The sequence below is a fragment of the Actinomyces qiguomingii genome, assembly GCF_004102025.1.
In the GTDB taxonomy this organism is placed as follows: Bacteria; Actinomycetota; Actinomycetes; order Actinomycetales; family Actinomycetaceae; genus Actinomyces; species Actinomyces qiguomingii.
Map to the genome: position 1 here is coordinate 2965478 of NZ_CP025228.1, position 20599 is coordinate 2986076.

The following is a 20599-nucleotide window of genomic DNA, read 5'->3' on the forward strand; positions in this document are numbered from 1 at the left end:
TGCGCCCGCCCCTCGAACCGTCGAAAGAAGTGGAGAATCGTCGTCCGCAACACCCGAACCGTCGGGCACGATCCGCCGCGAGCCACCGCGATCCACCGAGACTCACGGCGAGCCATCCCGTCCCCGCCCACCGCGCCCACCGGGACGTACACACAAACCACCACCCACACACCCCACCCATCCACCACACCCCCAAACACGAATAACCCTGAGAAGAGCCCTGAAACGAGCGGACACGGTTACGCCCGGGTCAGGGCCTTTGGGAGCCGCGGTAGTAGAGCACCGCGATCTGGGTGCGGTTGCGCAGGCCGAGCTTAGCCAGGATTGCACTGATGTGGTTGCGCACGGTGCCCTCGCTAAGGTGCAGTCGGCCCGCCGTCTCGGCATTGTCGAGTCCGTCGCTGACGGCCTGAACCACCTCGTACTCACGCTCGGTCAGTGCGTCGAAAACGGGCGGACGCGTGTCCTCTGGCGTCGCCGTGTCCGCCGCCAATCCCATGGCGGCGGTGCGTTCGAGCACCTTTCCTTCCAGGACACTCATTCCAGTCATGACGCTGCGCAAGGCCGGAGCGATCTGCACCACGTCCTGTTTAATCAGGTATCCGCGCGCACCCATGCGCAGCGCTCGCGCGATGTAATCGTCGTCAGTGAAGGTGGTTAGGAACACCACCCGCGCATCCGGGTCCACCGCCAGTATCTGCTCTGCGGCGTCCAGCCCATTGCTTCCGGGCATCTGTATGTCCATCAGCACGATGTCGGGTCTGCGCTCCCGGAAGCCCGCCACCGCCTCCTGACGACTTGCGCCCACACCGACCACGTCGATATCCGGCTCCGCCCCCAGAATCGTGGCCAGGGAGCGGGCCAGCAGGAGATCATCGTCGACGACCAGTACCCTCATGCGGTCTCCTTCGGGATGGTGGCGAGCACTGTGAGCCTGGGGCGCAGCAGAACCCGCAGCGTACCGCCCAGGGACTCGACCCTGTCGATCATGGACCGCATGCCCAACCCCGGACCTTCAGCATCCGGCTGCGCCTTCCACAGCGGCTGCGGGGACTCGGCCCACGCCGGGACGGCGCCGTCGTTGGCGATGGTCAGCCGCCAGAACCCGGGGAAGTCGGTGACCGTTACCCAGGCGCTTCTCGCCTCACCGTGGCGGGCCGCGTTGGTCAGGGCTTCACGTGCCACAGCGACCAGACACCGCGTTACCGGCGCAGGTAAGGACGCATCCGGGGCGCAGTCGATCTTGACTTGCGGGATGCCGCAGCCGGCTCCTAACCGGTTCAGCGCCACCGCCAGATCCTCACCCGCATCATCCAGGGCGTGAACACCCGCACGCATGGCCGACAGCGCCTCATCCGCGGTCTGCTCGATCTGCTTCAAATCGGCCACCACCTCCGGGGCGCCCCTATGGGCAACCTGGGCGGCGTGCACCTGGAACAGCATCCGGGTGAGCAGGTGCCCGACGCCGTCGTGGATGTCCCGGGCGATCCGGGTGCGCTCGGACAGGGCGGCGGCGCGCATCTCGTACTCCTGGGCTTCCTCCAGCCGCGTCTGTGTCTCCTGCAAGGCGGTGACCCGGTACTGCAAATCGTCGCGGACGGCATGCAAAGCACCACGGGTCCGCTCCACCTGGCCGGTACGCACCGCCAGCAGCGCCGCCAGCGCGGCCAGGACCGCCGCTCCCACCGCACTGATGCTCAGACCGCGCCACAGCGCCACTGCCAGCGGCGCTATGCACACCGCCGCCCCGCCCCAGAGCCACCGGCCCCGTCCCGAAGTCACCCCGACCAACTCGTAGACGGCAACAGGCGCCCCCGCGACGGCCGCGGAGCAGGCACACGCCACCAGCAGATAGGCGGCCGGCAGGGCGCCGAGAGCCGAGCACTGTCCTAAGGCGGCACAGGCCCCGGAGCAGATGACCGCAACCAGGAACCACACGACCACCGTCGGCGTGGGCATACCGGAGGCCAGCACTAAGGCGACACAGGCTCCCAGCACTACGGCCCTGTCCGTCAGCTCCCTCACACCTCGATTATGGACGATGCCGAGCCCGCCGGTGGAGCCGACGACGCCCCTGACTTTTATCATGTCCCCGGCGCCGCCTCATGACAGCAGGCACTTCCGACACCGTCTTCTTCCCGGAACCATATTTCCCGTGCGCAACATACGAGTGGGAGGAGCCGGCGTGACCGAAGCAGCGGTCGCCGTTGAAAAACTGGTCAAACGCTATGGGGATCTGGTCGCCGTGGACGGGCTGTCGCTAGAAGTCACTTCAGGCGAGATCCTTGGCCTGCTCGGCCCCAACGGCTCGGGTAAGACCACAGCGATCAACTGCATACTGCAACTGCTCACCTACAACCGGGGCGAGATCAGCATCTTCGGCGAGCCGATGTCGGCCACCGCCTACGAGCTCAAGCGGCGAATCGGGGTGGTGCCGCAGGATGTGGCCGTCTTCGAGGAACTCACGGTGTGGGAGAACATAGACGCCTTCTGCTCCCTGTACGTCTCCGATCGCTCCCGCCGCCGCGAGTTAGTGCAGGAGGCGATCGATTTCGTAGACCTGGGCCGATTTGCGAAGTTCCGTCCTAAAAAGCTGTCCGGCGGGCTGCTGCGCCGCCTGAACATCGCCTGCGGCATCGCCCACCGGCCAGAACTGATCATCCTGGATGAGCCCACCGTGGCCGTGGACCCGCAGAGCCGCAGCGCCATCCTCGACGGCATCAAGCGCCTCAATGCCCACGGCGCCACCATCGTCTACACCAGCCACTACATGGAGGAGGTAGAGCAGCTGTGCACACGCATCATCATCATGGACCGGGGCAAGCAGCTCGCCGCCGGCACCGCGAGCGAGCTGAAGGCGATGATCGGCACCGGTGAGCGGATTCGCGCGGAGGTGCTGTCGCCCGCCGAGATCGGGGAACGCGAACTGGAGGCGGTACGCCGGGCGGAGCATGTTCGCGCCGTCGCCTATGAGGCACCTGAGCTGATCGTCGAGTGCACGCCGGGGGCGCACAACCTGGCCGACGTCCTCGAAGCACTCGCCGAGGTGGGCGTGGTATGCGGGCGGATCACTTCCGAGCCGCCCACCCTGAACGACGTGTTCCTGGAGATCACCGGCCGGGCCCTGCGCGATGAGGCGGCCTGATATGCGCACCGTCTTCCGTTACCAGGTGCTCCAACTACTGCGCGACAGGATCCTGCTGCTGTGGACACTCGGTCTGCCGATCGCACTGTCCCTGATGTTCATGATGATGTTCTCCGGGCTGGAGGCGGGCTACGCCGTCGACCCCCTCCGGGTCGGGATCGTTCATGATGATGCCTACGCGGCCGAGGCGGGATTGGACGGCGCCCTTGACGCCGTCTCCGCCGACGACGCCGAACTGCGGCTGCTCGATCCCGTGGCCTACGACACCGCGGAGCAGGCCGAGGCGGCCGTTCAGGAGGGTGACACGGTCGGCTATATCGCGGTCCAGGGCGGCACCCCCGTGCTGCACCTGTCCCCGGAGGGCAATGACCTGTCCACCACCCCGGTACTGCGCGCCATGCTGGACACCTACGTGCGCAGCCGTGACGAGATCACCTCGCTGATCGCCGCGGGAGCACCGCCCGCGGATGCCGCCGCCGCAGTACAGGACCGCCACGCATTCACCACCGAGCTCCAGGTCACCCGCGTGCCCGGAAAGCCCGAGGTGCCTTATTACTTCGCGCTGCTCGCCTTCACCAGCGGCATGGGCATGACGATTGCGGTAGTCGCCATCCAGGATATCACCGCTCCCTCAGGGCCCCTGGCGGCACGCCGCAATCTGGGGGCGCTGCCGCGGTGGAGGCTGCTTCTGGGAACGTTGTCCGCGGCCTGGGCATGCACCTGGGCCTGCCTGATCATCGCCTTCGCCTTCATGCGCTTCGTGGTGGGTGTGGACTTCGGCCCCTACACGGCGCTTTGCCTGGTGGCAATCGGGATCTCCAGCCTAATGGCCTGCGCCGCCGGCTCGGTCCTGGGGACCTTCCCGCGGATGCCGCTGGGCGGAGTCTCGGCAATCAGCTGCCTACTGGCCCTGTTCTGCGGGCTGTACGGCACCGCCTCACAGCGACTGGCCAATGCCATCGAACTCAGCGCCCCGCTGGCGGCCCAGCTCAATCCCCTGTGGCAGGCGACCCGCTGCTTCTACGGGCTGCTCTACTACGACTCCCTGGAGCCATTCGCTCGCAGCTGCACCGTGCTTGCGGGCATGACCGTCATGTTCTTCATAATCGCCATGATCCGTATGCGGAGGACGAACCATGAGCACCTTTAAGACCTCGCTGCGGATTCTGGCGGCGCACCGCCTCTACATCCTGATTTACCTGGTGCTCATGAGCGTAGGCGCCGTGTTCGTCGGGACCGGCTCCGGCAATGCCACCGACGCCGGCGTCACCCAGGTGACGGCTGATGTGGCCGTGATCGACCGTGATGACTCCGCGGTGTCCCGGGCACTGACCGAATACGTGGGCTCCGTCGGCAACACCCAGCCGCTGGAAGACACCAAGCAGGCACTCCAGGACGCCACCGCCAAGGACCGCATCCAGTACATCCTGATCATCCCCGCCGGCTTCGGCGAGGAGCTACAGGCCGCGGCCCAGGACGGAACCCAGCCGCCCGCCGTGGAGACCGTCGTCAGCTACCGGTCCTACCTGGGCTCACTGATGAACGTGCACACCAACTCGTACCTGAACCAGGTCTACGACTATCTGCGTGCTCTGAACACGGATGCCACCGGCGCCCAGTCCGCCGAACAGTCCGTGGAGCGGGCCGTGACCCTGGCAAAAGGTTCAATGCGCGGCGGCTCCGCCGCTCGGCTCATCACCCAAGACGCGCTCCTCCTGCCGGAGTCCTTGAAGCTGTACACGCTGTTCTCACTGTTCCCGCTGACGGCCTTCTGCATCGTAGCGATTGCAGTGCTCATGGCCGCCCTCAATCGACCTGCCGTACACTCCCGCGTGTCTTCCGCGCCCGTGACCGGCCGCTCACGCGGCCTGGGGCTGCTCGGCGCGTGTCAGCTGATAGGCCTGGTGGCATGGTTGTGGTTCTTCTGCCTGGGCACCGCAGTCTTCGCCGCCGATCGCATCGGCGCTTCGGCATCGCAGTTGGGGATCGTGGGCCTGGCGCTGGCCGCCTACACGCTCAACGGAGTAGCCATGGGCTTCCTCGTGGGGCAACTGCGACTGGGGGAGAACGCCGCGAACGCCATCGCAGTCATCGGCGGCATGGCATTCTCCGTCCTGGCGGGGGCGTGGGCGCCCCTGGATATGCTGCCCGACGCCGTGATCGCGGTCGCGCGGCTCACGCCCGGATATTGGGCGACCCAGGCCATCGCCGGGGCCTTCAACGCCGTCTCCACCTCCGCCCAGGTGCTGATGCCACTGCTCGGTTACTGCGGGATATGCGCCCTGTTCGCCATCGCCATCGGAGCGGCGGGCCTGGCTGTCGGCCGCTCACGGGCACGTGCGGCGGTCTAGCCGGAGACCGGCGTCGCGGCACGCATGCCCGAAAGAAATGTGGTTCTTCCGATTTGAGGCGCGTTCGCCGAGTTCGGTAGATATAACCATCGAGTTCGGTAGATATAACCATCGAGTTCGGTCGGCGGGGCCAGCGGGCCCACACCCACCCGCTACGCTCATAAACCAGAAGAGCCGCAAAACGGCGCAACCACGCGGGATCCCATAATGAACGCCCGGACCCTCCAGCCCAAAGTGGCTACGGATGGACGCCTATCCTTTCGGCCGTCACCAAGACAGGTGTCCCCAAGGCAGCGGAGGCCGGGTCCGGGTGTTCGGGCGACCCACCGGTGCTGGGCCGCCCGAATACCCGGACCCGAGCGGCGAACACCGCTCAGACGAGATTGGTGCGCAGGAACTCCGTGATCCGCTCCCACGGGATGGCGCCGCTGGCGCCACCGTCATACAGGTCGGTGTGGGAGGCGCCGGGGATGGAGACGAATTCCTTGTTGTCCCCCTGCAGCCGGGCGAAGGCGTCCTTGCCCATGTAGTAGGAGTGCGCCTCCTCCCCGTGGACGATCATGACGGCGTTCTCGATCTCCTCGATGTAGCCCAGCAGGGTCGCGTTCATCAGCGAGGACCCGCCGATGACGGTCCAGCCGTCGTTGGAGTTCAGGGAGCGGGGGTGGTAGCCGCGGGGTGTCTTGTAGTACGCGTAGTAGTCCTTGACGAAGTCGGGGGCGTCATCGGGCAGCGGGTCCACGACACCCCCGGCCACGGCGTAACTGCCCGAACGGTAGTCGGCGGTGCGCTGGGCGGCCACTAAGGCACGCATCTGGTTACGAGCCTCGGCGGAGTCGGAGGAGTCGAAGTAGCCGTTGGCCGCCACCCGGCTCAGGTCATACATGGTGGACACCACAGCGGCCTTGATGCGCGGGTCGGCGGCCGCGGCGGCCAGGGCCATGCCGCCCCAGCCGCAGATGCCGATGATGCCAATGCGTTCGGGGTCGACGTCCTCGCGTACAGACAGATAGTCGACGGCGGCCTGGAAGTCCTCGATGTTGAGGTCCGGGGAATTCATGTAGCGGGGCGTGCCGCCAGACTCGCCGGTGAAGCTGGGGTCGAAGGCGATGGTGAGGAAGCCGCGTTCGGCCATGGTCTGGGCGTACAGGCCGGACGACTGCTCTTTGACGGCGCCGAAGGGGCCGGAAACCGCCAGTGCGGGCAGCTTGCCCGCGGCGTCCTTGGGCCGGTACAGGTCGGCAGCGAGGGCGATGCCGAAGCGGTTGTGGAAGGTGACCTTCTCATGGTTCACGGCGTCGGACTGGGGGAAGACTTTGTCCCACTCCTGGGTCAGTTCTAGGTTGTCAGCGCTCATTGCGTGATGCTCCGATCTCTGGATCTGAGGCGATCTGTAACGCCACGGCGCGGTGCTGCGGCGCCTCTGGCGTCCAAGTTAGCCACCCAGATGACATGACGCTAATGACTGTTTTGCATGTATGTCATGCCTATTCGGCATATCGTTGCGGGTATGGAGATTCGCACGCTGCGCTATTTCGCGGCCGTGGCCCGCGAGGAGAACATGACTCGGGCCGCCGCCCAACTGCACGTCTCGCAGCCGACGCTTTCGAAGCAGATGAAGGCGCTGGAGCGGGAGCTGGGGCACAAGCTGTTCGTCAGGCGTTCCTTCAGCATTGAGCTCACCGAAGAGGGACGTCTGCTGCGGGAGCGGGCCGACGACCTCCTCCGCCTGGCGGACCGCATCGAGAACGACTTCCTCGCCCTGGGCGACGTCACCGGCGGCGACCTCTACCTGGGACTGGCCGAATCCTTTCAGGTTGGCCTACTCGCTCGCCAGCTCAAGCGACTAAAGCAGGAGTGCCCCGGGCTGCGTTACCACGTGACCAGCGGCGACACCGAGCAGGTCACCGAGAAGCTGGACCGGGGCCTACTCGACTTCGCCGCGATCGTCGAGGAGCCCGACGGCGAGCGCTTCAGCCGCTATGAGACGCTGCCGCTGCCCGTGGCGGACAGGTGGGGCGTGGTACTGCGGCGCGATGACACCCTGGCCGCTAAGGAGGCCGTCACCGTGGACGACCTGGTGGGACTGCCGCTGTTCTGCTCGGAGCAGTCCTGGGCACGGGACATCCCGGCATGGGCCGGCAGCCGCATGGGCGAGCTGCGACTTGAGGGCACCTTCCGCCTGCCCTACAACGGCTCAGTGTTCGCCCGCGAGGGCCTGGGTTACCTGCTCACCTTCGACCGTCTGGTGGCCACGAGCGAGTCCAGCGGCCTGGCCTTCCGCCCGTTCGAGCCCGCCCTGGAGTCCCGCATGTACTTGATCTGGCGCCGCCGGCAGACCCTGTCCCCCATCGCGGAGCGCTTCCTGGACCGTCTGCGCGCCTCACTGGTCGACGACGACGCCACGCCCGCACCATCCACTAGCCTGTGAGTGCGGCCGCGGTCGGCGTCGAGATCGCCGGGAAGGAATTGATCACGTGTACAGAGTTCTGGTGGTGGAGGACGATGCGGCGCTCGCACGCGGCATCATCGGCCTGTTGGAGCGCTACCAGTACGACTGCACCGCGGCATCCGACTTCGCAGACCTGCTGCACGAGGTCGAGCGGGCCGATCCGGACGTCGTCCTGCTGGACGTGAATCTGCCGCGCTACGACGGCTTCTACTGGTGTCGCCGCATCAGGGAGGTCTCCAAGGTCCCCATCATCATCGTGTCCGCCCGGGACGCCACCGGTGATCAGGTACGGGGCATCGAGTCGGGTGCGGACGACTACCTGACCAAGCCCTTCGATCCGGAGCTGCTGCTCGCGAAGGTGGGCGGCGTCATACGGCGCGCCTACGGTGAGTTGAGCTCGACCGACGCCGATGACGCGCTCACGGTCCGAGATCTGACGCTGTTGCCCGGACGCCAGTTGGCGGTCATAGGTGGAGACGAGGTGGAGCTGTCCCTCACGGAGACCAGGCTGCTGCAGGCACTGCTGCAGAGGTATCCGGATGCCGCCTCGCGTGAACAGCTGCTCGTCTCCGCGTGGGAGGACGCCGCCTACGTGGAGGACAACACCCTGACCGTCAATATTCGCCGGCTGCGCAATCGCCTGTCCGGGCGTCGTGCGGCAGTGGAACTCAGAGCCGTACGCGGATACGGTTACCGGCTCATCGTCGGGGCGGATGACAGCGGCGGGGGGAACGCTGCGTGAGACTGTTTCTACGCGAGCACCTGGGAATCATCGCGCTGTTCGCCCTCCTGGTGTGCGGACTGCTGCCGCTTTATCAGCGGGTCGGCGGATTCAACACCACCGGCGGCATGGCCTACTTCCTGGGACTCTCCGATTTCCTGTTGGCAACCACCCTGGTGGTGCGTTACTTCCGGCGTCGGCGGCTGTATCGCTGGCTCGACTCCCCGGGTCGGGTCCTGGAGGAGCTGCTCGGGCAGGAGTCCACCGATCCGCTCGTCAATGCCTTCATCCGGCACGGCAACGCCAGTTATCAGCGCTACCTGGGACTGCTAACGGAGCAGCAGGCGGCGACCGAGCAGTGGCGCACCCACATCGTTCAGTGGGTGCACCAGATGAAGACGCCGCTCAGCGTCATCCGCCTGCTGGCGCAGGACGACGAGGGGAGCCGTGACCCCTTCCCGATCCTGTGTGAACTCGACCGGCTGCAGCGGCAGCTGGACCTGGTGCTGAGCCTGGCTCGGATTGATCGCTTCGAGAATGATCTGGTGACCGAGCAGGTGCATCTGGACGATCTGGCAGTTACGGTCATGCAGCAGAATCAGCGGCTGTTCCGGCAGAGCGAAGTGAGCGTCACCTGCACCGGTGAGGACGTCGTGGTGACCACGGATCGCAAGTGGATCGGCTTCGTCGCGGACCAGCTGATCCACAACGCCGTTAAGTTCTCCGAACCGGGATCCTCGGTAGAGGTACGCATCGGCGCCCGACCGGAGGGCGCACAGCTGAGTGTCATCGATACCGGCTGCGGCATTCGTCCCCGCGACCTGCCGCGCGTATGCGACCTGTACTACACCGGCTCGAATGGTAGGGCGGGCTCACAGTCATCCGGAGTGGGCCTGTACCTGGTCAAGCAGGTGCTCGAACGGCTCGGGCACTCGCTGCGGATCACTTCGGCCGTCGATGAGGGAACCACCGTCACCGTGCGCTTCGGCGCAAGCGCAGGCGCGGCCGCCTGACCACACCGCGGGTGACAGCGATTGTCACCCGCCGTCACCCGCTTCGATGGTTCGCGCCCCTGTACGGGCAATAGCTTTAAGGGCAGTTGCCGAACACATGAAAGGGGCAAACGATGACTGAAGCAGCAATACGCAACACCGTGACCCACCAGCCCGGACCGGCCGTGGTGTCACTGGAGGGCGTTAGCAAGATCTACGGAGACACGGTCAGGGTCAAGGCCGTCAATCAGCTCTCGCTGCGGGTAGACGCGGGCGAACTGGTCGCGATCATGGGCCCCTCGGGCAGTGGTAAGTCCACGGTCCTGAACCTGGTGGCGGGAATCCTGCCGGCCACCTCGGGCACCGTACGCGTCGGCGGTCAGAACCCGGCCGACCTGAGCGAGGAGGAGGCCGCGGTCTTCCGTCGTAAGCGGCTGGGTTTCGTGTTTCAGGACTTCAACCTGGTGGACACGCTGACCATTCAGGAGAACATCATGCTGCCACTCATGCTGGCGGCGGATGAGAGCCCCGCCCGCATGCGGCGCCGCTCCCGGGCGGTGGCGGAGCAGCTCGGCATCGGGGATGTCCTGGCCCACCGGGTGCATGAGGTCTCGGGCGGCCAGGCGCAGCGGGCGGCCATCGGGCGGGCGATCATTCACGAACCGCAGCTGCTGCTCGCGGACGAGCCGACCGGAAATCTCGACTCGGCAGCCGCACAGGACGTCATGCGCATCTTCTCCGATCTCAACAAGCGCCAGGGCGTATCCACCATCGTGGTCACCCATGATGCGCGCACCGCGAGCTGGTGCAAACGGGTGGTGTTCATCAAGGACGGCGCCGTGCACTCCGAGCTGTATCGCGAGGACGACCGATTGGCCTTCTACGACGAGATTCTGAACGTGCTCAAGCTCATCGGTGGTGAGGGACGATGACACTCTGCCAATTCGCGAAGCACAACGTCCTGCGCGATACGGAGACCTACATCGCCTACTGGTTGAGCAGCGTCTTCACCGTCACGATCTTCTTCATCTTCGCCGTCAACGCCGACCACCCCGAGCTGGATCAGGACGGCAGTAGCATCCAGTTGTTCATGCGGATGGCCTCGGTGATCGTGCTCGTGTTCGCGGTCGTGTTCCTGTCGCTCTCGATCTACTCCTTCGTGGATCGGCGCAGGCGCACCTTCGGCACTCTGCGAGCCATGGGCATGTCGCGCCGCCAGTTGCGGCGCATGCTGCTGGCGGAGAACTCCCTGATCGGGGCCAGCGCCATTGTGGTCGGCATGCTCGTGGGGACGGCCTTCGGCCATCTGTCGGTACTGATCATGGCGCGCATCGTCCGCCTGTCCGACATCACCTGGAAGACTCCCCTGGCGCCGATCCGCGATACGGCGATCGGATTCGCAGTGGTGTTCGTGCTGGTGACCCTGCTCCTGGTTCGCGGCCTGTCCCGGCGCCCCATACTCGAACTGCTCTCCTCTTCGGGGCACGAGGCCAAGGGCGTGCGCTTCTCCAGCCCGCTGGCCGTTGTCGGGGCGGTGGTGCTGTTACTCGGATACGCGTTGACCTTCTACCCGCGCTATGCGGGATCCGCCCCGGCGCTGATCGACAACGCCCTGGAGAAGACGCTCAACTACGTACTCATCGGGTGCTTCATGGTGGGCACATTCCTGATTCTGAGCCAGTTCGTCTTCCTGGCCATCACCGGCATCCAGAAGCACTCACGCCGCTACCTGCGCGGCGGCAACGCGCTGTGGGTCTCGGCTCTGCTGTACCGCCTGAAGAGCGGGGTGACCTCCATGTTCATCTCCGCCATGCTGCTCACCGCGGCGTTCTGCGCCGTGACCGCCTCCATCTCCCTGGTCATGTCCGTCCGCGCCGATATCACGGCCAGCACCCCGTTCGCCGTCACCTACTACGCCTTCGGCGACAACGACAGGGAGGCCGCGGACCTCGCGCTCATAGACGGGGAGCTGACCGCCAACGGCATCGATCCCCAGCAGCACACGCTGGACTTCGTCCTCCTGGGGGAAGGAGACGATGTAGGCCTGGTGGACACTAAGTTCGTATCCGTGGAGCAGTACGGCCGGGTGACCGGAGAGCACCCCGACCTGGCGGCCGGCCAGGCTCTCGATATCAGTGGAGCAAGCGAAACAACCGGGAGTACGGTCGGCGTGGATGGCGTCGGCGAACTCGCGGTGGTGGGCACCGGCACCCGGCTGCTCGACAGTCCGCGCAACATTGACTGTTACGTGGTCGCCGACCAGACGCTGCAGGCAATCTCCCAACAGCCGCGCACGACCTCCATGCGTGCCCACCTGTTCGACTTCGACGACGCCCTACATGACTCCGGCGCCCGCGCCTTGTCCACCACGGTGCGCAATGCGATCGGCGTCGGGATGGCTGATGGCGAGAGCTTCCTGTTCATCCCGCGCATTGACTCGATCGACGCCGAGGAGTACAGCCACCAGATCTTCACCTACGTGGGTGTGCTGTTCTCCGCGGTCTTCATGGCCGCCTCGGCCAGCCTGATCTACTTCCGGCTGGTCTCCAGCGTGCGGGACAACCTGCCGATCACACGGAACCTGCACCGCATGGGCATGTCGCTGCGGGAGATTCTGCGTGTGCAGCGCAGGCAGCTGCTGGTACTGTTCGCCATTCCGGTGCTGCTGGCGGTCGTCAACACGGGCTTCGCCATGAACTACCTGGTAATGGCACGGATCGCCTCCAGGCTCCTGTACGGGCGCTTCCTGATCATCCTCATCCCGCTGCTCGCCCTGCAAGCCGGCTACTTCGCCTTCCTGAGCAGTCGCTTCTCGGCCAAGGTGCGCATCTTCCTGAAGGACCCGCAGTAGGCGGACGCGTACTCCGGGCACCTCAGGAGGTGGGGCGATCGAGCCGATCATCCGGCTCGATCTCCCCACTGCCGCGAGTGATGAACTGCGTGGGGATCACGATGTGCTCGGGCCGGAGGGCCTCACCCTCCAAGCGGCGGAACAGGCGCTGCGCGGCCACTCGTCCCATGCGCTGGGGGTCCTGGCGCACCACGGTGAGCGCGGGCTGAAGCATGTCCGCCAGCGGCAGGTCGTCGAAGCCTATATGCGCTATCCGGTCGCGCAGTTCCAGCCTATGCAGCGCGTGCAGCGCCCCCTCGGTGAGAAAGTTCTGCCCACTGAAGATCGCCGTCGGCGGCCGCGGCCCCAAGGCCAACCGAGTGACAGCGCTTTCGGCCGCCGCCGCCCCCACCAGCCCGGAGATGACGATCGCACCATCGGCATCGGCGCCGTAGGCACCGAAAGCCGCAGTGAATCCTTCTCGGCGCTCCACCGCAGTGGCCACATTCAGGCGCTCGGTGAGCAGGGCAATACGCCGGTGGCCCCGTTCAAGTAGATGTAGTGTGGCTCGCTCGGCGGCCACACGGGTATCACTGGTAACGCGGTCCGCCTCGACGCCGTGCGGCGCCCGATCCACGAATACGATCGGCACCCCCAAGTGCAGCACCCGCTCCAGGGCGGCCCCGTCCACGGTGGTGGTGTTGACGATGATGCCGTCCACGTGGCGCCTGATGGAGTCCTCAACCGCCGCCACCTCCCGCTCCGGCTCCTCGTCCAGGCTGGAGGCCAGCACCGCCACATCGTGCTCCCGAGCTACGTCTTCCACGCCCCGGTGGAGCTGTCCGGCGAAGGGGTTGTCCACGCTGCCCACCAGCAGGGCGATGGTGCGCGTGGCCCCACCGGGGCGGCGCAGGCTGCCGGCGCGCAGGTCCACGTGGTAGTCGAGCTCGCGCACGGCATCCCAGACCCGCTCGGCGGTGGCGTCGGAGACATTGGGTTCGCCGTTGACCACACGCGAAACTGTTTTCACACCGACTCCCGCCAAGCGGGCCACCTGCTTCATGGTGGGCCGACGTTGTCCCTCCGACGCCGAGCCTGCGGACGAGTATGACGTCACTGTCGCCTCCCCGATTTTTCGAAACGCACTTGACCCGAGTGGAAACCAACCGTAGCATCGTGACTGCGATTGACATCGTTGTCAGTACTGGAACGCCGCCACTTGGTGGCGCTCCAGTAACTCCCGTCCCGATGGCCGCTCCGGCGGTTCCTCCCACCGCGCCCGACGCTGCCGAGCGTGGACCACCTCAAGCAATGGAGCAGATATGGCACCACCACAACCACCACGGCTGAGACTGACAGACGTCTCCAAATCCTTCCCCGGCGTGCAAGCTCTCAGCGGCGTCTCCTTCGACCTGCTGCCCGGGGAGGTGCATGCCCTCGTCGGGGAAAACGGCGCCGGAAAATCCACCCTGGTGAAGATCCTCACCGGCATCCACCCGGACTTCGAGGGCAGTTACGACTATGACGGCGCCCCCGCCGCCTTCCATTCCATCCGCGACGCCCAGCGTGCCGGCATCGCCATTGTCCACCAGGAACTCAACATGATGGCCGACCTGACGGTGGCGCAGAACATCTTCATCGGCCGGGAGTCCTCCTCCCTGCTGATCTCCGATCGAGCGCTGAATCGACGCGCTCAGGAGCTGCTGGCCAAACACGAGGTCGACGTCGCCCCGCAGACTCTGCTGCGGAACCTGTCGGTCTCCAGGGCACAACTGGTTGAGATCGTGCGCGCCATGTCCTTTGAAGCCACCAAGGTGCTGATCCTGGATGAGCCGACGGCGGCCCTGTCCGAGGCGGAGAGCGCCGAACTGCTTCAGCGGATAAGGCGACTGCGGGATCAAGGCGTCTCGATCGTGTACATCTCCCACCGCATGCACGAGGTCATGGCGATCTCCGATCGCATCACGGTCCTGCGCGACGGCGCACACGTCGGCACGCTCAAGACTGCCGAAACCGATCTCGACGAGATCATCGAGTTGATGGTGGGCAGGCAGGTCGTCAACACTCCCAAGCCCCACTCGGAGGTGCCGCCCGACGCCCCCGTCGTCATGCGCGCGGAGCACCTGGCCTCCGCCGAGGTCAAGGACGTCTCCTTCACGCTGCATCGCGGGGAGATCCTCGGCTTCGCCGGCCTGGTCGGCGCCGGTCGCACCGAGGCCATGCGGATTGTGGCGGGTGCGGATCGTCCCACAGCCGGGCGGCTGGAGGTCAACGGCGCCGAGGCCTCCTTCCACCGCCCCAAGGACGCCATTCGCGCCGGCATTGCCTACCTGTCTGAGGACCGCAAGCGCTTCGGTCTGGTCACCGGCCTGTCGGTTTCCGACAACACGGTCCTGGCGTCCTACGACGCCTTCACCACCGCCACAGTGGTGCACGAACGGGCTGTGCAACGCGCAACCCGTAAGTACGTGGACATGCTGCGCATCAAGACCCCGACAGCGCGCCAGCGGGTGCGCAACCTCTCCGGCGGTAACCAGCAGAAGGTGGTGCTGGCCAAGTGGCTGCTGCGCGACGTCGACATCCTCATCTTCGACGAGCCCACACGCGGCATCGACATCGGTGCGCGCGCAGAGATCTACCAGCTCATGCGCGACCTGGTCGCACAGGGGAAGTCAATCATCCTCGTCTCCTCCGACCTCGACGAGGTCCTGCACCTGTCCGACCGCATCGTGGTCATGCGGGAAGGACGCAAGACCGGGGAGCTCGACGCCTCCGAGGCAACTCAGATCAAGATCATGGAACTGGCCACCAAGCAGGAAGAAGGTCGCGCGGCATGAGCGCAAACATCATCAAGAACACCCCACTGCGCGCACTGCCCATGCAACAGCTGATGGCGCTGGCCGCGCTGGTAATCCTGTACGCGTTCTTCGCCGTATTCGGCAACCACTTCCTGTCCCCCAGCACCTTCGTCTCGATCCTCGACTCCTCCTACTACATCGGCTTCCTGGCCATCGGCATGACCTTCGTGATCATCACGGCGGGCATCGACCTGTCCTCCGGGACGGTTATGGTCGGCTCCGCACTGGTAGGAGGCGTGGCCTACAACGTCTGGGACCTGCCGATCGCCGTAGCGCTGCTGATCGTACTGGCTACCGGTATCGCCTTCGGCATCGGTAACGGCGTCTTGGTCGGCTTCCTGCACATTCCACCGTTCATCGCCACCCTGGGCATGCAGTTCGCGTCCCTGGGTCTGTGCGCGGTGATCGCCCAGGTGCAGACGCAGACCTACCCGAGCCTGACCTCCGAGGACGGCTGGTTCAAGACGGTTCTGTACAAGGCGGGAGATCTGCCCGTGGGCATTGTCTGGCTGGCGGCCTTCTTCGTGATCGCCTGGTTCATCCTGACTCGTACCAAGCTCGGTCGCTACACCTACGCCATCGGCTCCAATGAGGAGGCCGTCGAGCTTTCGGGGGTCGTGGTGTCGCGCTGGAAGTTCTGGGTCTACGTGCTCAACGGCTTCTTCTGCGGCCTGGCCGGCATCATCTACGCCGCCACCTTCTCCTCCATCACCCCGCAGACCGGAAACGGCCAGGAGATGTACGCCATCGCCGCCTGCGTGATCGGCGGCACCTCACTGGCGGGCGGCGTCGGCTCCCTGTGGGGAACCATCATCGGCGTCTTCGTCATCTCCGTACTCAAGACGGGCCTGCTGTCAATGGGCCTGCCGGTGCAGTGGCAGCAGGTCCTGATCGGCGTCGTTGTGGTGCTCGCAGTTCTGCTCGACGTCATCCGCACCCGCCGCGCCGGCCGTGCTTGAACCCGTCATCCGCTCTTCTGTCCCACCCCATGAAAGGAAAAACCATGTCCACCATGCTCACTCGCAGGACCGCGCTGACGGCGGCCCTGGCATCCGCCGCATCGGTCTCGCTGCTGGCCGCCTGCAGCGACGACGGCGGCTCGGCCAGCTCGGACGGGAAGATGAAGGTCATCATCATCTCCAAGAGCTACCAGAACCAGTTCTACCAGGCCGCCTTCAAGGGCGCGCAGGATGCCGCCGACGAGCTCGGCGTCGACCTGGAAACCAACGGGCCCGACGCGGAGAGCAATGTCTCCCAGCAGGTGGAGCAGCTGGCCTCTGCGGTCAACCAGCGGCCGGCCGCGATCGCCCTGGCGGCCTGCCAGCCCGACGCCGTGCAGGACGCCCTGGTGAACGCCAAGAACCAGGACATCCCGGTGATCGGCTTCGACTCGGGCGTGCCCGACGACGCCTCCGGCGCGGTGCTGGCCACCGCCACCACCGATAACGAGGCCGCCGGCGGCAACGTCGCCACCAACCTCGCCGCCAACGCGGATCTGCAGTCCGCCCTGGCCTCCGCGAGCGCGGACTCCCCCGCCGTCATTGGGGTGCTGGCCCAGGACTCGACCTCCGGCTCGATCGTGCAGCGCGTGGACGGCTTCACCGCCGCCCTGGTTACCGAGTTGGAGAAGCTCGACGGCTTGGCCGGGGCGGTGGACGTGTCCGGGCAGCAGCGTTGGACGACGCCGTCGTCCAACCCCGCCAAGGTGAAGATCGTGGTGACCGTGCCGCCGACCACCAGCCAGGCGGACATTCAGTCCGCGGCCACGTCGATCCTGTCCACGGACGGGCTGGTCGCGCTGTTCGCCGCGAACCAGGACGCCGTCAATGGGGTCATCAGCGCCACCGCAGACGCCTCCCAGCTGGATCGCGACTCCGGCCGCTACAAGGATCTGCTGGTGGTCGGCTTCGACGCCGGCACCTCCCAGAAGGACGCCGTGCGCTCCGGGGCCTTCCTCGGCTCGGTGACCCAGGATCCCTACCAGATGGGCTACCAGGCGGTCACCCTCGCCGTGCAGGCGGCCAACGGCGAAAGCGTTGGGGACGTGGACACCGGTTCCCACTGGTACGACTCCTCCAACGTCGACGATGAGGACATCTCGGTGCTGCTGTACGACTGAGCGCCTGAGAGGAGGTGGTGGCCGGGCGGTAACACACTGCCCGGCCACCACACCTGTTCCACGGTGCCCGCGACCCGTAGTGCCTTGGCGATGGCGACCGGGCATCGCTCGCCTACTCCACGACCAGCCGCAGCTCTCCTGCGTCCTGCCGGCGAATCCGCCAGGTGGTGGAGGTGGTCGCCTCCACCAGGGCGGCGTCGTGGGAGACGAGCAGCAGCGCCCCAGGAAATGCCGCCAGCATCCCCTCCAGCGCCCGGATGGAGCCGATGTCCAGATGGTTAGTGGGCTCGTCCATAACGATCAGCTCCGGCCGGTCGAGGATGCCGAGTGCGAGCATAAGCTTGCGCATCTCCCCGGGACTGATCGTCTCCCCTTCCAGGACCCGCTCCGGAGAGGAGTTGAGCCTGGCGACGATCGAGAGCACCCGGCCACTGCCTTCGGCATCCAGCCCGGCCAGACGCGCCAACGTCGCCCGTATCGTCGCCCGGTCGGGCTCCTGGGGCACATAAAGGCAGGTGGCGTCCTGCGGCAGACGCCTCAGCAGGGCGCCGACGAGCGTGGTCTTGCCGGTGCCGTTGTCACCCGCCAGTGCCACATGCTCGCGGCTGTCCAGATGCAGCGCCGGGGTGTGCAGCATCGCCGTCTCCCCCAGTGGCAGGACCAACGGCTCGGTTCGCAGCAGCACCGGACGGCGACTCGGGGCGGCATCAACCCAGACTTCGCCGTCGTAGCGCTTATCGATCCTGGTGGACTCCACTTCGCCGTCCGCGCGGGCGAGCCGGGCCTCCATGCGGGAGGCGAGCCTGCCCGTCTTACCGTCCTGCCCGCTCACCACGGCCAACCGCCGGCGGAAGCGCGCGTCATTGTCGTGCTTGGCGATGTTGCGTCCGGAACGGCGGGAGGCGGTGCGGGACGCCTCTTCGCGGCGTCGCTGGGTCTCCCGAGCCAAGCGCCGCCGCTCGCGTCTGGCCGCCTCACGCCGCTGGAGGGCGGTGTCGCGCTCCAGCTCGGCCTGGGCGGCTGCCTGCGTGTAGCCGCCCGGACGCATGACGGCGCTGCCAGCGCTCATGAACAGGCATTGGGTGCACAGCGCGTCCAGCAGGGCGCGGTCGTGGGAGATGAGGATGCCGATGCCGCTGAAGCGCGCCAGGGCGGCGCGGATGGCTGCGCGGGAGGCGGCGTCGGCGTGGTTGGTCGGTTCGTCCACCACCAGCACATCTGGCTGCTCCCACAGCGCGCAGGCGATCTGGACCAGTTTGCGCTGCCCGCCTGAGAGCGTGTCGTAGCGCCAGGCCCAGGCGTCGTCGACGCCGAGGCCGCGCCGCAGCCGCATGGCGACCTCGTCGTAGGCGCAGGCGAAGTCCGTCAGCGTTGGCGGCGGCGCGGTGGCGTCCTGGGCGCAGTAGTGGGCCACCAGCCGCGAGGTCACCGCGCCGGCGTCGGGTTTCAGCTGGCCGCAGGCGATGCGTGCCAGTGTGGTCTTGCCGCAGCCGTTGTCGCCGACGACGCCGGTCCAGCCGGCCGGGAAGGTGACCGTGATATCGGCTAGCGCCGGGGAGGCGGCGCCGGGGTAGGTGTAGTGGATATCGGACAGGGCGAAATGCATGCGGTCCTCCTGAAGATGGGAGGCCGCGCGGCGGTGCAGGTTGTTCGCGATAAGGACTTTCCGACGGGGCCGCACTTGTGCGGAGGGCTGCGCGCCCGCTGGAGCGGGTTCAGTCTGAGCCGGATGCGGCACGAGCTCGGGCCGACGACCCATCGGAATGCGGGTCAGCGATGCTGCACCCCGGGCACGGCCTCATGAGCTGAGTCTGGTTCCGTGCGCCCGTGGGGGCATCGCTACTTCCTCATGCATCCGACGCTACTGGGTTGGCGCGCACTCGTCCAGCCCTGCCGTGACTTTTCCCAGCCGTGGCGTTAGTCCACTGCCGCGTGGCGCCCAGTCGGGGCACAGGATGCAGCTCCGCCCCGGCGGGAGCAGCAGCATTGCCGGGGCGGAGCACTTCGATCATGGTCCAGTCACTTGCTCGCGGTTGCGCCGGCGAGGGGCTTGTCGCCGGGGCGGGCGAGCGGGCCGACCAGCTCGTGAGGCCGGTACGGCTCCTCCAGGTAGGCGATCTCCTCCTCGGTGAGCTTGAGGTCTAGGGCGCGCACGGCGTCGTCGACCCGGCTGGGCCGCGAGCAGCCGACGATCGGTGCGTCCACGCCCCGTGCCCAGTGCCAGGCCAGTGCCACATCCGCCATGGGAACGTCGTGCTTCTCCGCGGTCTCGGCCACGCGCTCGATGATGGGCATGTCGATTTCGCGGTCGCGGTCGTACTTGGCGCGCATAGTGCCATCGGTGGCCGAACGCACCGACTCGGAGTCCCAGGTGGGGCGGGTCAGGTGACCGGAGGCGAGCGGACTGTACGGGGTGAGCGACATCCCGTACTGGTCACACACGGGGATCAGCTCGCGCTCGTCCTCACGGTAGAGCAGGTTGTAGTGGTTCTGCATGGAGGCGAAGCGAGTCCAGCCGCCCGCGTCGGCCGCCGCCTGCAGGTTGTGCAGCTGGTAGCCGTACATGGCCGAGGCGCCCAGGGCGCGGACCTTGCCCGCCTTCACCAGGCCGTCCAGCGCCTCCATGGTCTCCTCGACCGGGGTGTCGTAGTCGAAGCGGTGGATGATGTACAGGTCCAGGTAGTCGGTGCCCAGGCGCTCCAGGGTCCCCTCGATCTCCCGGTTGATCGCTTCCCGGGACAGGTGCCCCTCGTTGAAGTAGACCTTGGAGGCGAGTACCACGTCCTCCCGCTTGACGCCGAGGTTCTTCAGGGAGGCGCCGATGAACTCCTCGCTGGTGCCGCGGGCGTAGACGTTGGCGGTGTCGATGAAGTTCACGCCGAGCTCCAGGGCGCGGGCGATGACCGCCTGGGTGGCGCTCTGGTCGATGACCCACTGGTGGAAGTCGGGGAAGACCCTCCCGAAGCTCATGCCGCCGATGCACAGGCGGGGGATGGTGATGTCCGTGGTTCCGAGCTTGGTGTACTCCATTGCCTGAGTCTCCTAGGGTTCGCGAGTCGGTTCGTGCGCGTCGGGCGCGTGGGGCGGCGACGCCGTCGTCCCGGCCTTAGCGTGCCCCGGGCGGTGCCCGA

Annotated in this window: 17 protein-coding genes; 11 read left to right on the plus strand and 6 right to left on the minus strand. The window is 66.5% G+C overall.

Annotated features, from left to right (window positions below):
* Nucleotides 1–250: 250 nt before the first annotated feature.
* The gene (locus tag CWT10_RS12495; protein WP_103061826.1) at nt 251–898 is read right to left on the minus strand and encodes a response regulator; all 648 of its coding nucleotides are present in this window, start codon (nt 896–898) and stop codon (nt 251–253) included.
* A complete protein-coding gene (locus CWT10_RS12500; protein WP_103061825.1) occupies nt 895–2088 on the minus strand; it encodes a sensor histidine kinase in 1194 nt (397 codons plus the stop codon). The genes CWT10_RS12495 and CWT10_RS12500 overlap by 4 nt, the downstream gene beginning before the upstream one ends.
* Nucleotides 2089–2185: 97 nt before the next feature.
* Between CWT10_RS12500 and CWT10_RS12505 the strand changes: the two genes are divergently transcribed.
* Genes CWT10_RS12505 through CWT10_RS12515 form a run of 3 tightly spaced genes read left to right on the plus strand, consistent with a single transcriptional unit; the run spans nt 2186 to nt 5496 of the window.
* A complete protein-coding gene (locus CWT10_RS12505) occupies nt 2186–3145 on the plus strand; it encodes an ABC transporter ATP-binding protein (protein WP_332881172.1) in 960 nt (319 codons plus the stop codon).
* Between the two features lies 1 nt (nt 3146).
* Nucleotides 3147–4295 (plus strand): ABC transporter permease, encoded by a 1149-nt coding sequence (locus CWT10_RS12510; protein WP_103061823.1) that lies wholly within the window; start codon nt 3147–3149, stop codon nt 4293–4295.
* The gene (locus tag CWT10_RS12515; RefSeq protein ID WP_174721965.1) at nt 4282–5496 is read left to right on the plus strand and encodes an ABC transporter permease; all 1215 of its coding nucleotides are present in this window, start codon (nt 4282–4284) and stop codon (nt 5494–5496) included. The genes CWT10_RS12510 and CWT10_RS12515 overlap by 14 nt, the downstream gene beginning before the upstream one ends.
* A gap of 373 nt (nt 5497–5869) precedes the next feature.
* Here the strand turns inward: CWT10_RS12515 and CWT10_RS12520 are convergent, their stop codons facing one another.
* A complete protein-coding gene (locus tag CWT10_RS12520; RefSeq protein WP_103061822.1) occupies nt 5870–6853 on the minus strand; it encodes an alpha/beta hydrolase in 984 nt (327 codons plus the stop codon).
* 153 nt (nt 6854–7006) lie between these two features.
* Here CWT10_RS12520 and CWT10_RS12525 point away from each other — a divergent pair, with 153 nt between their 5' ends.
* The 5 genes from CWT10_RS12525 to CWT10_RS12545 all read left to right on the plus strand — a co-directional run bounded on the left by CWT10_RS12525 (nt 7007) and on the right by CWT10_RS12545 (nt 12512).
* Nucleotides 7007–7927, plus strand: coding sequence for a LysR family transcriptional regulator (locus tag CWT10_RS12525; protein ID WP_103061827.1), 921 nt, complete (start codon nt 7007–7009; stop codon nt 7925–7927).
* Nucleotides 7928–7973: 46 nt separating this feature from the next.
* Nucleotides 7974–8690, plus strand: a complete 717-nt coding sequence (locus CWT10_RS12530) for a response regulator transcription factor (protein WP_103061821.1) — start codon at nt 7974–7976, stop codon at nt 8688–8690.
* A complete protein-coding gene (locus CWT10_RS12535) occupies nt 8687–9682 on the plus strand; it encodes a sensor histidine kinase (RefSeq protein ID WP_103061820.1) in 996 nt (331 codons plus the stop codon). The genes CWT10_RS12530 and CWT10_RS12535 overlap by 4 nt, the downstream gene beginning before the upstream one ends.
* 113 nt (nt 9683–9795) lie before the next feature.
* Nucleotides 9796–10593, plus strand: coding sequence for an ABC transporter ATP-binding protein (locus CWT10_RS12540; protein ID WP_103061819.1), 798 nt, complete (start codon nt 9796–9798; stop codon nt 10591–10593).
* The gene (locus tag CWT10_RS12545; protein WP_103061818.1) at nt 10590–12512 is read left to right on the plus strand and encodes an ABC transporter permease; all 1923 of its coding nucleotides are present in this window, start codon (nt 10590–10592) and stop codon (nt 12510–12512) included. The genes CWT10_RS12540 and CWT10_RS12545 overlap by 4 nt, the downstream gene beginning before the upstream one ends.
* A gap of 22 nt (nt 12513–12534) precedes the next feature.
* Here the strand turns inward: CWT10_RS12545 and CWT10_RS12550 are convergent, their stop codons facing one another.
* Entirely contained in the window at nt 12535–13554 is a 1020-nt protein-coding gene (locus tag CWT10_RS12550) for a LacI family DNA-binding transcriptional regulator (RefSeq protein ID WP_103061817.1), read from the minus strand.
* Between the two features lie 259 nt (nt 13555–13813).
* On the opposite strand from CWT10_RS12550, the gene CWT10_RS12555 reads away from it, so the two are divergent.
* From CWT10_RS12555 to CWT10_RS12565, 3 genes are read left to right on the plus strand one after another with little or no spacing between them, the layout of a single operon-like run.
* Nucleotides 13814–15328: a sugar ABC transporter ATP-binding protein gene (locus tag CWT10_RS12555; RefSeq protein WP_103061816.1), complete on the plus strand. Its 1515-nt coding sequence runs from the start codon at nt 13814–13816 to the stop codon at nt 15326–15328.
* Nucleotides 15325–16308, plus strand: a complete 984-nt coding sequence (locus tag CWT10_RS12560; RefSeq protein ID WP_103061815.1) for an ABC transporter permease — start codon at nt 15325–15327, stop codon at nt 16306–16308. Before CWT10_RS12555 ends, CWT10_RS12560 begins: the two co-directional genes overlap by 4 nt.
* A gap of 44 nt (nt 16309–16352) precedes the next feature.
* A complete protein-coding gene (locus tag CWT10_RS12565; protein WP_158247580.1) occupies nt 16353–17468 on the plus strand; it encodes a substrate-binding domain-containing protein in 1116 nt (371 codons plus the stop codon).
* Between the two features lie 112 nt (nt 17469–17580).
* Here CWT10_RS12565 and CWT10_RS12570 read toward each other — a convergent pair whose 3' ends face one another.
* Nucleotides 17581–19074 (minus strand): ATP-binding cassette domain-containing protein, encoded by a 1494-nt coding sequence (locus CWT10_RS12570; protein ID WP_103061813.1) that lies wholly within the window; start codon nt 19072–19074, stop codon nt 17581–17583.
* Nucleotides 19075–19487: 413 nt separating this feature from the next.
* The gene (locus CWT10_RS12575; RefSeq protein ID WP_103061812.1) at nt 19488–20498 is read right to left on the minus strand and encodes an aldo/keto reductase; all 1011 of its coding nucleotides are present in this window, start codon (nt 20496–20498) and stop codon (nt 19488–19490) included.
* Between the last annotated feature and the right edge of the window lie 101 nt (nt 20499–20599).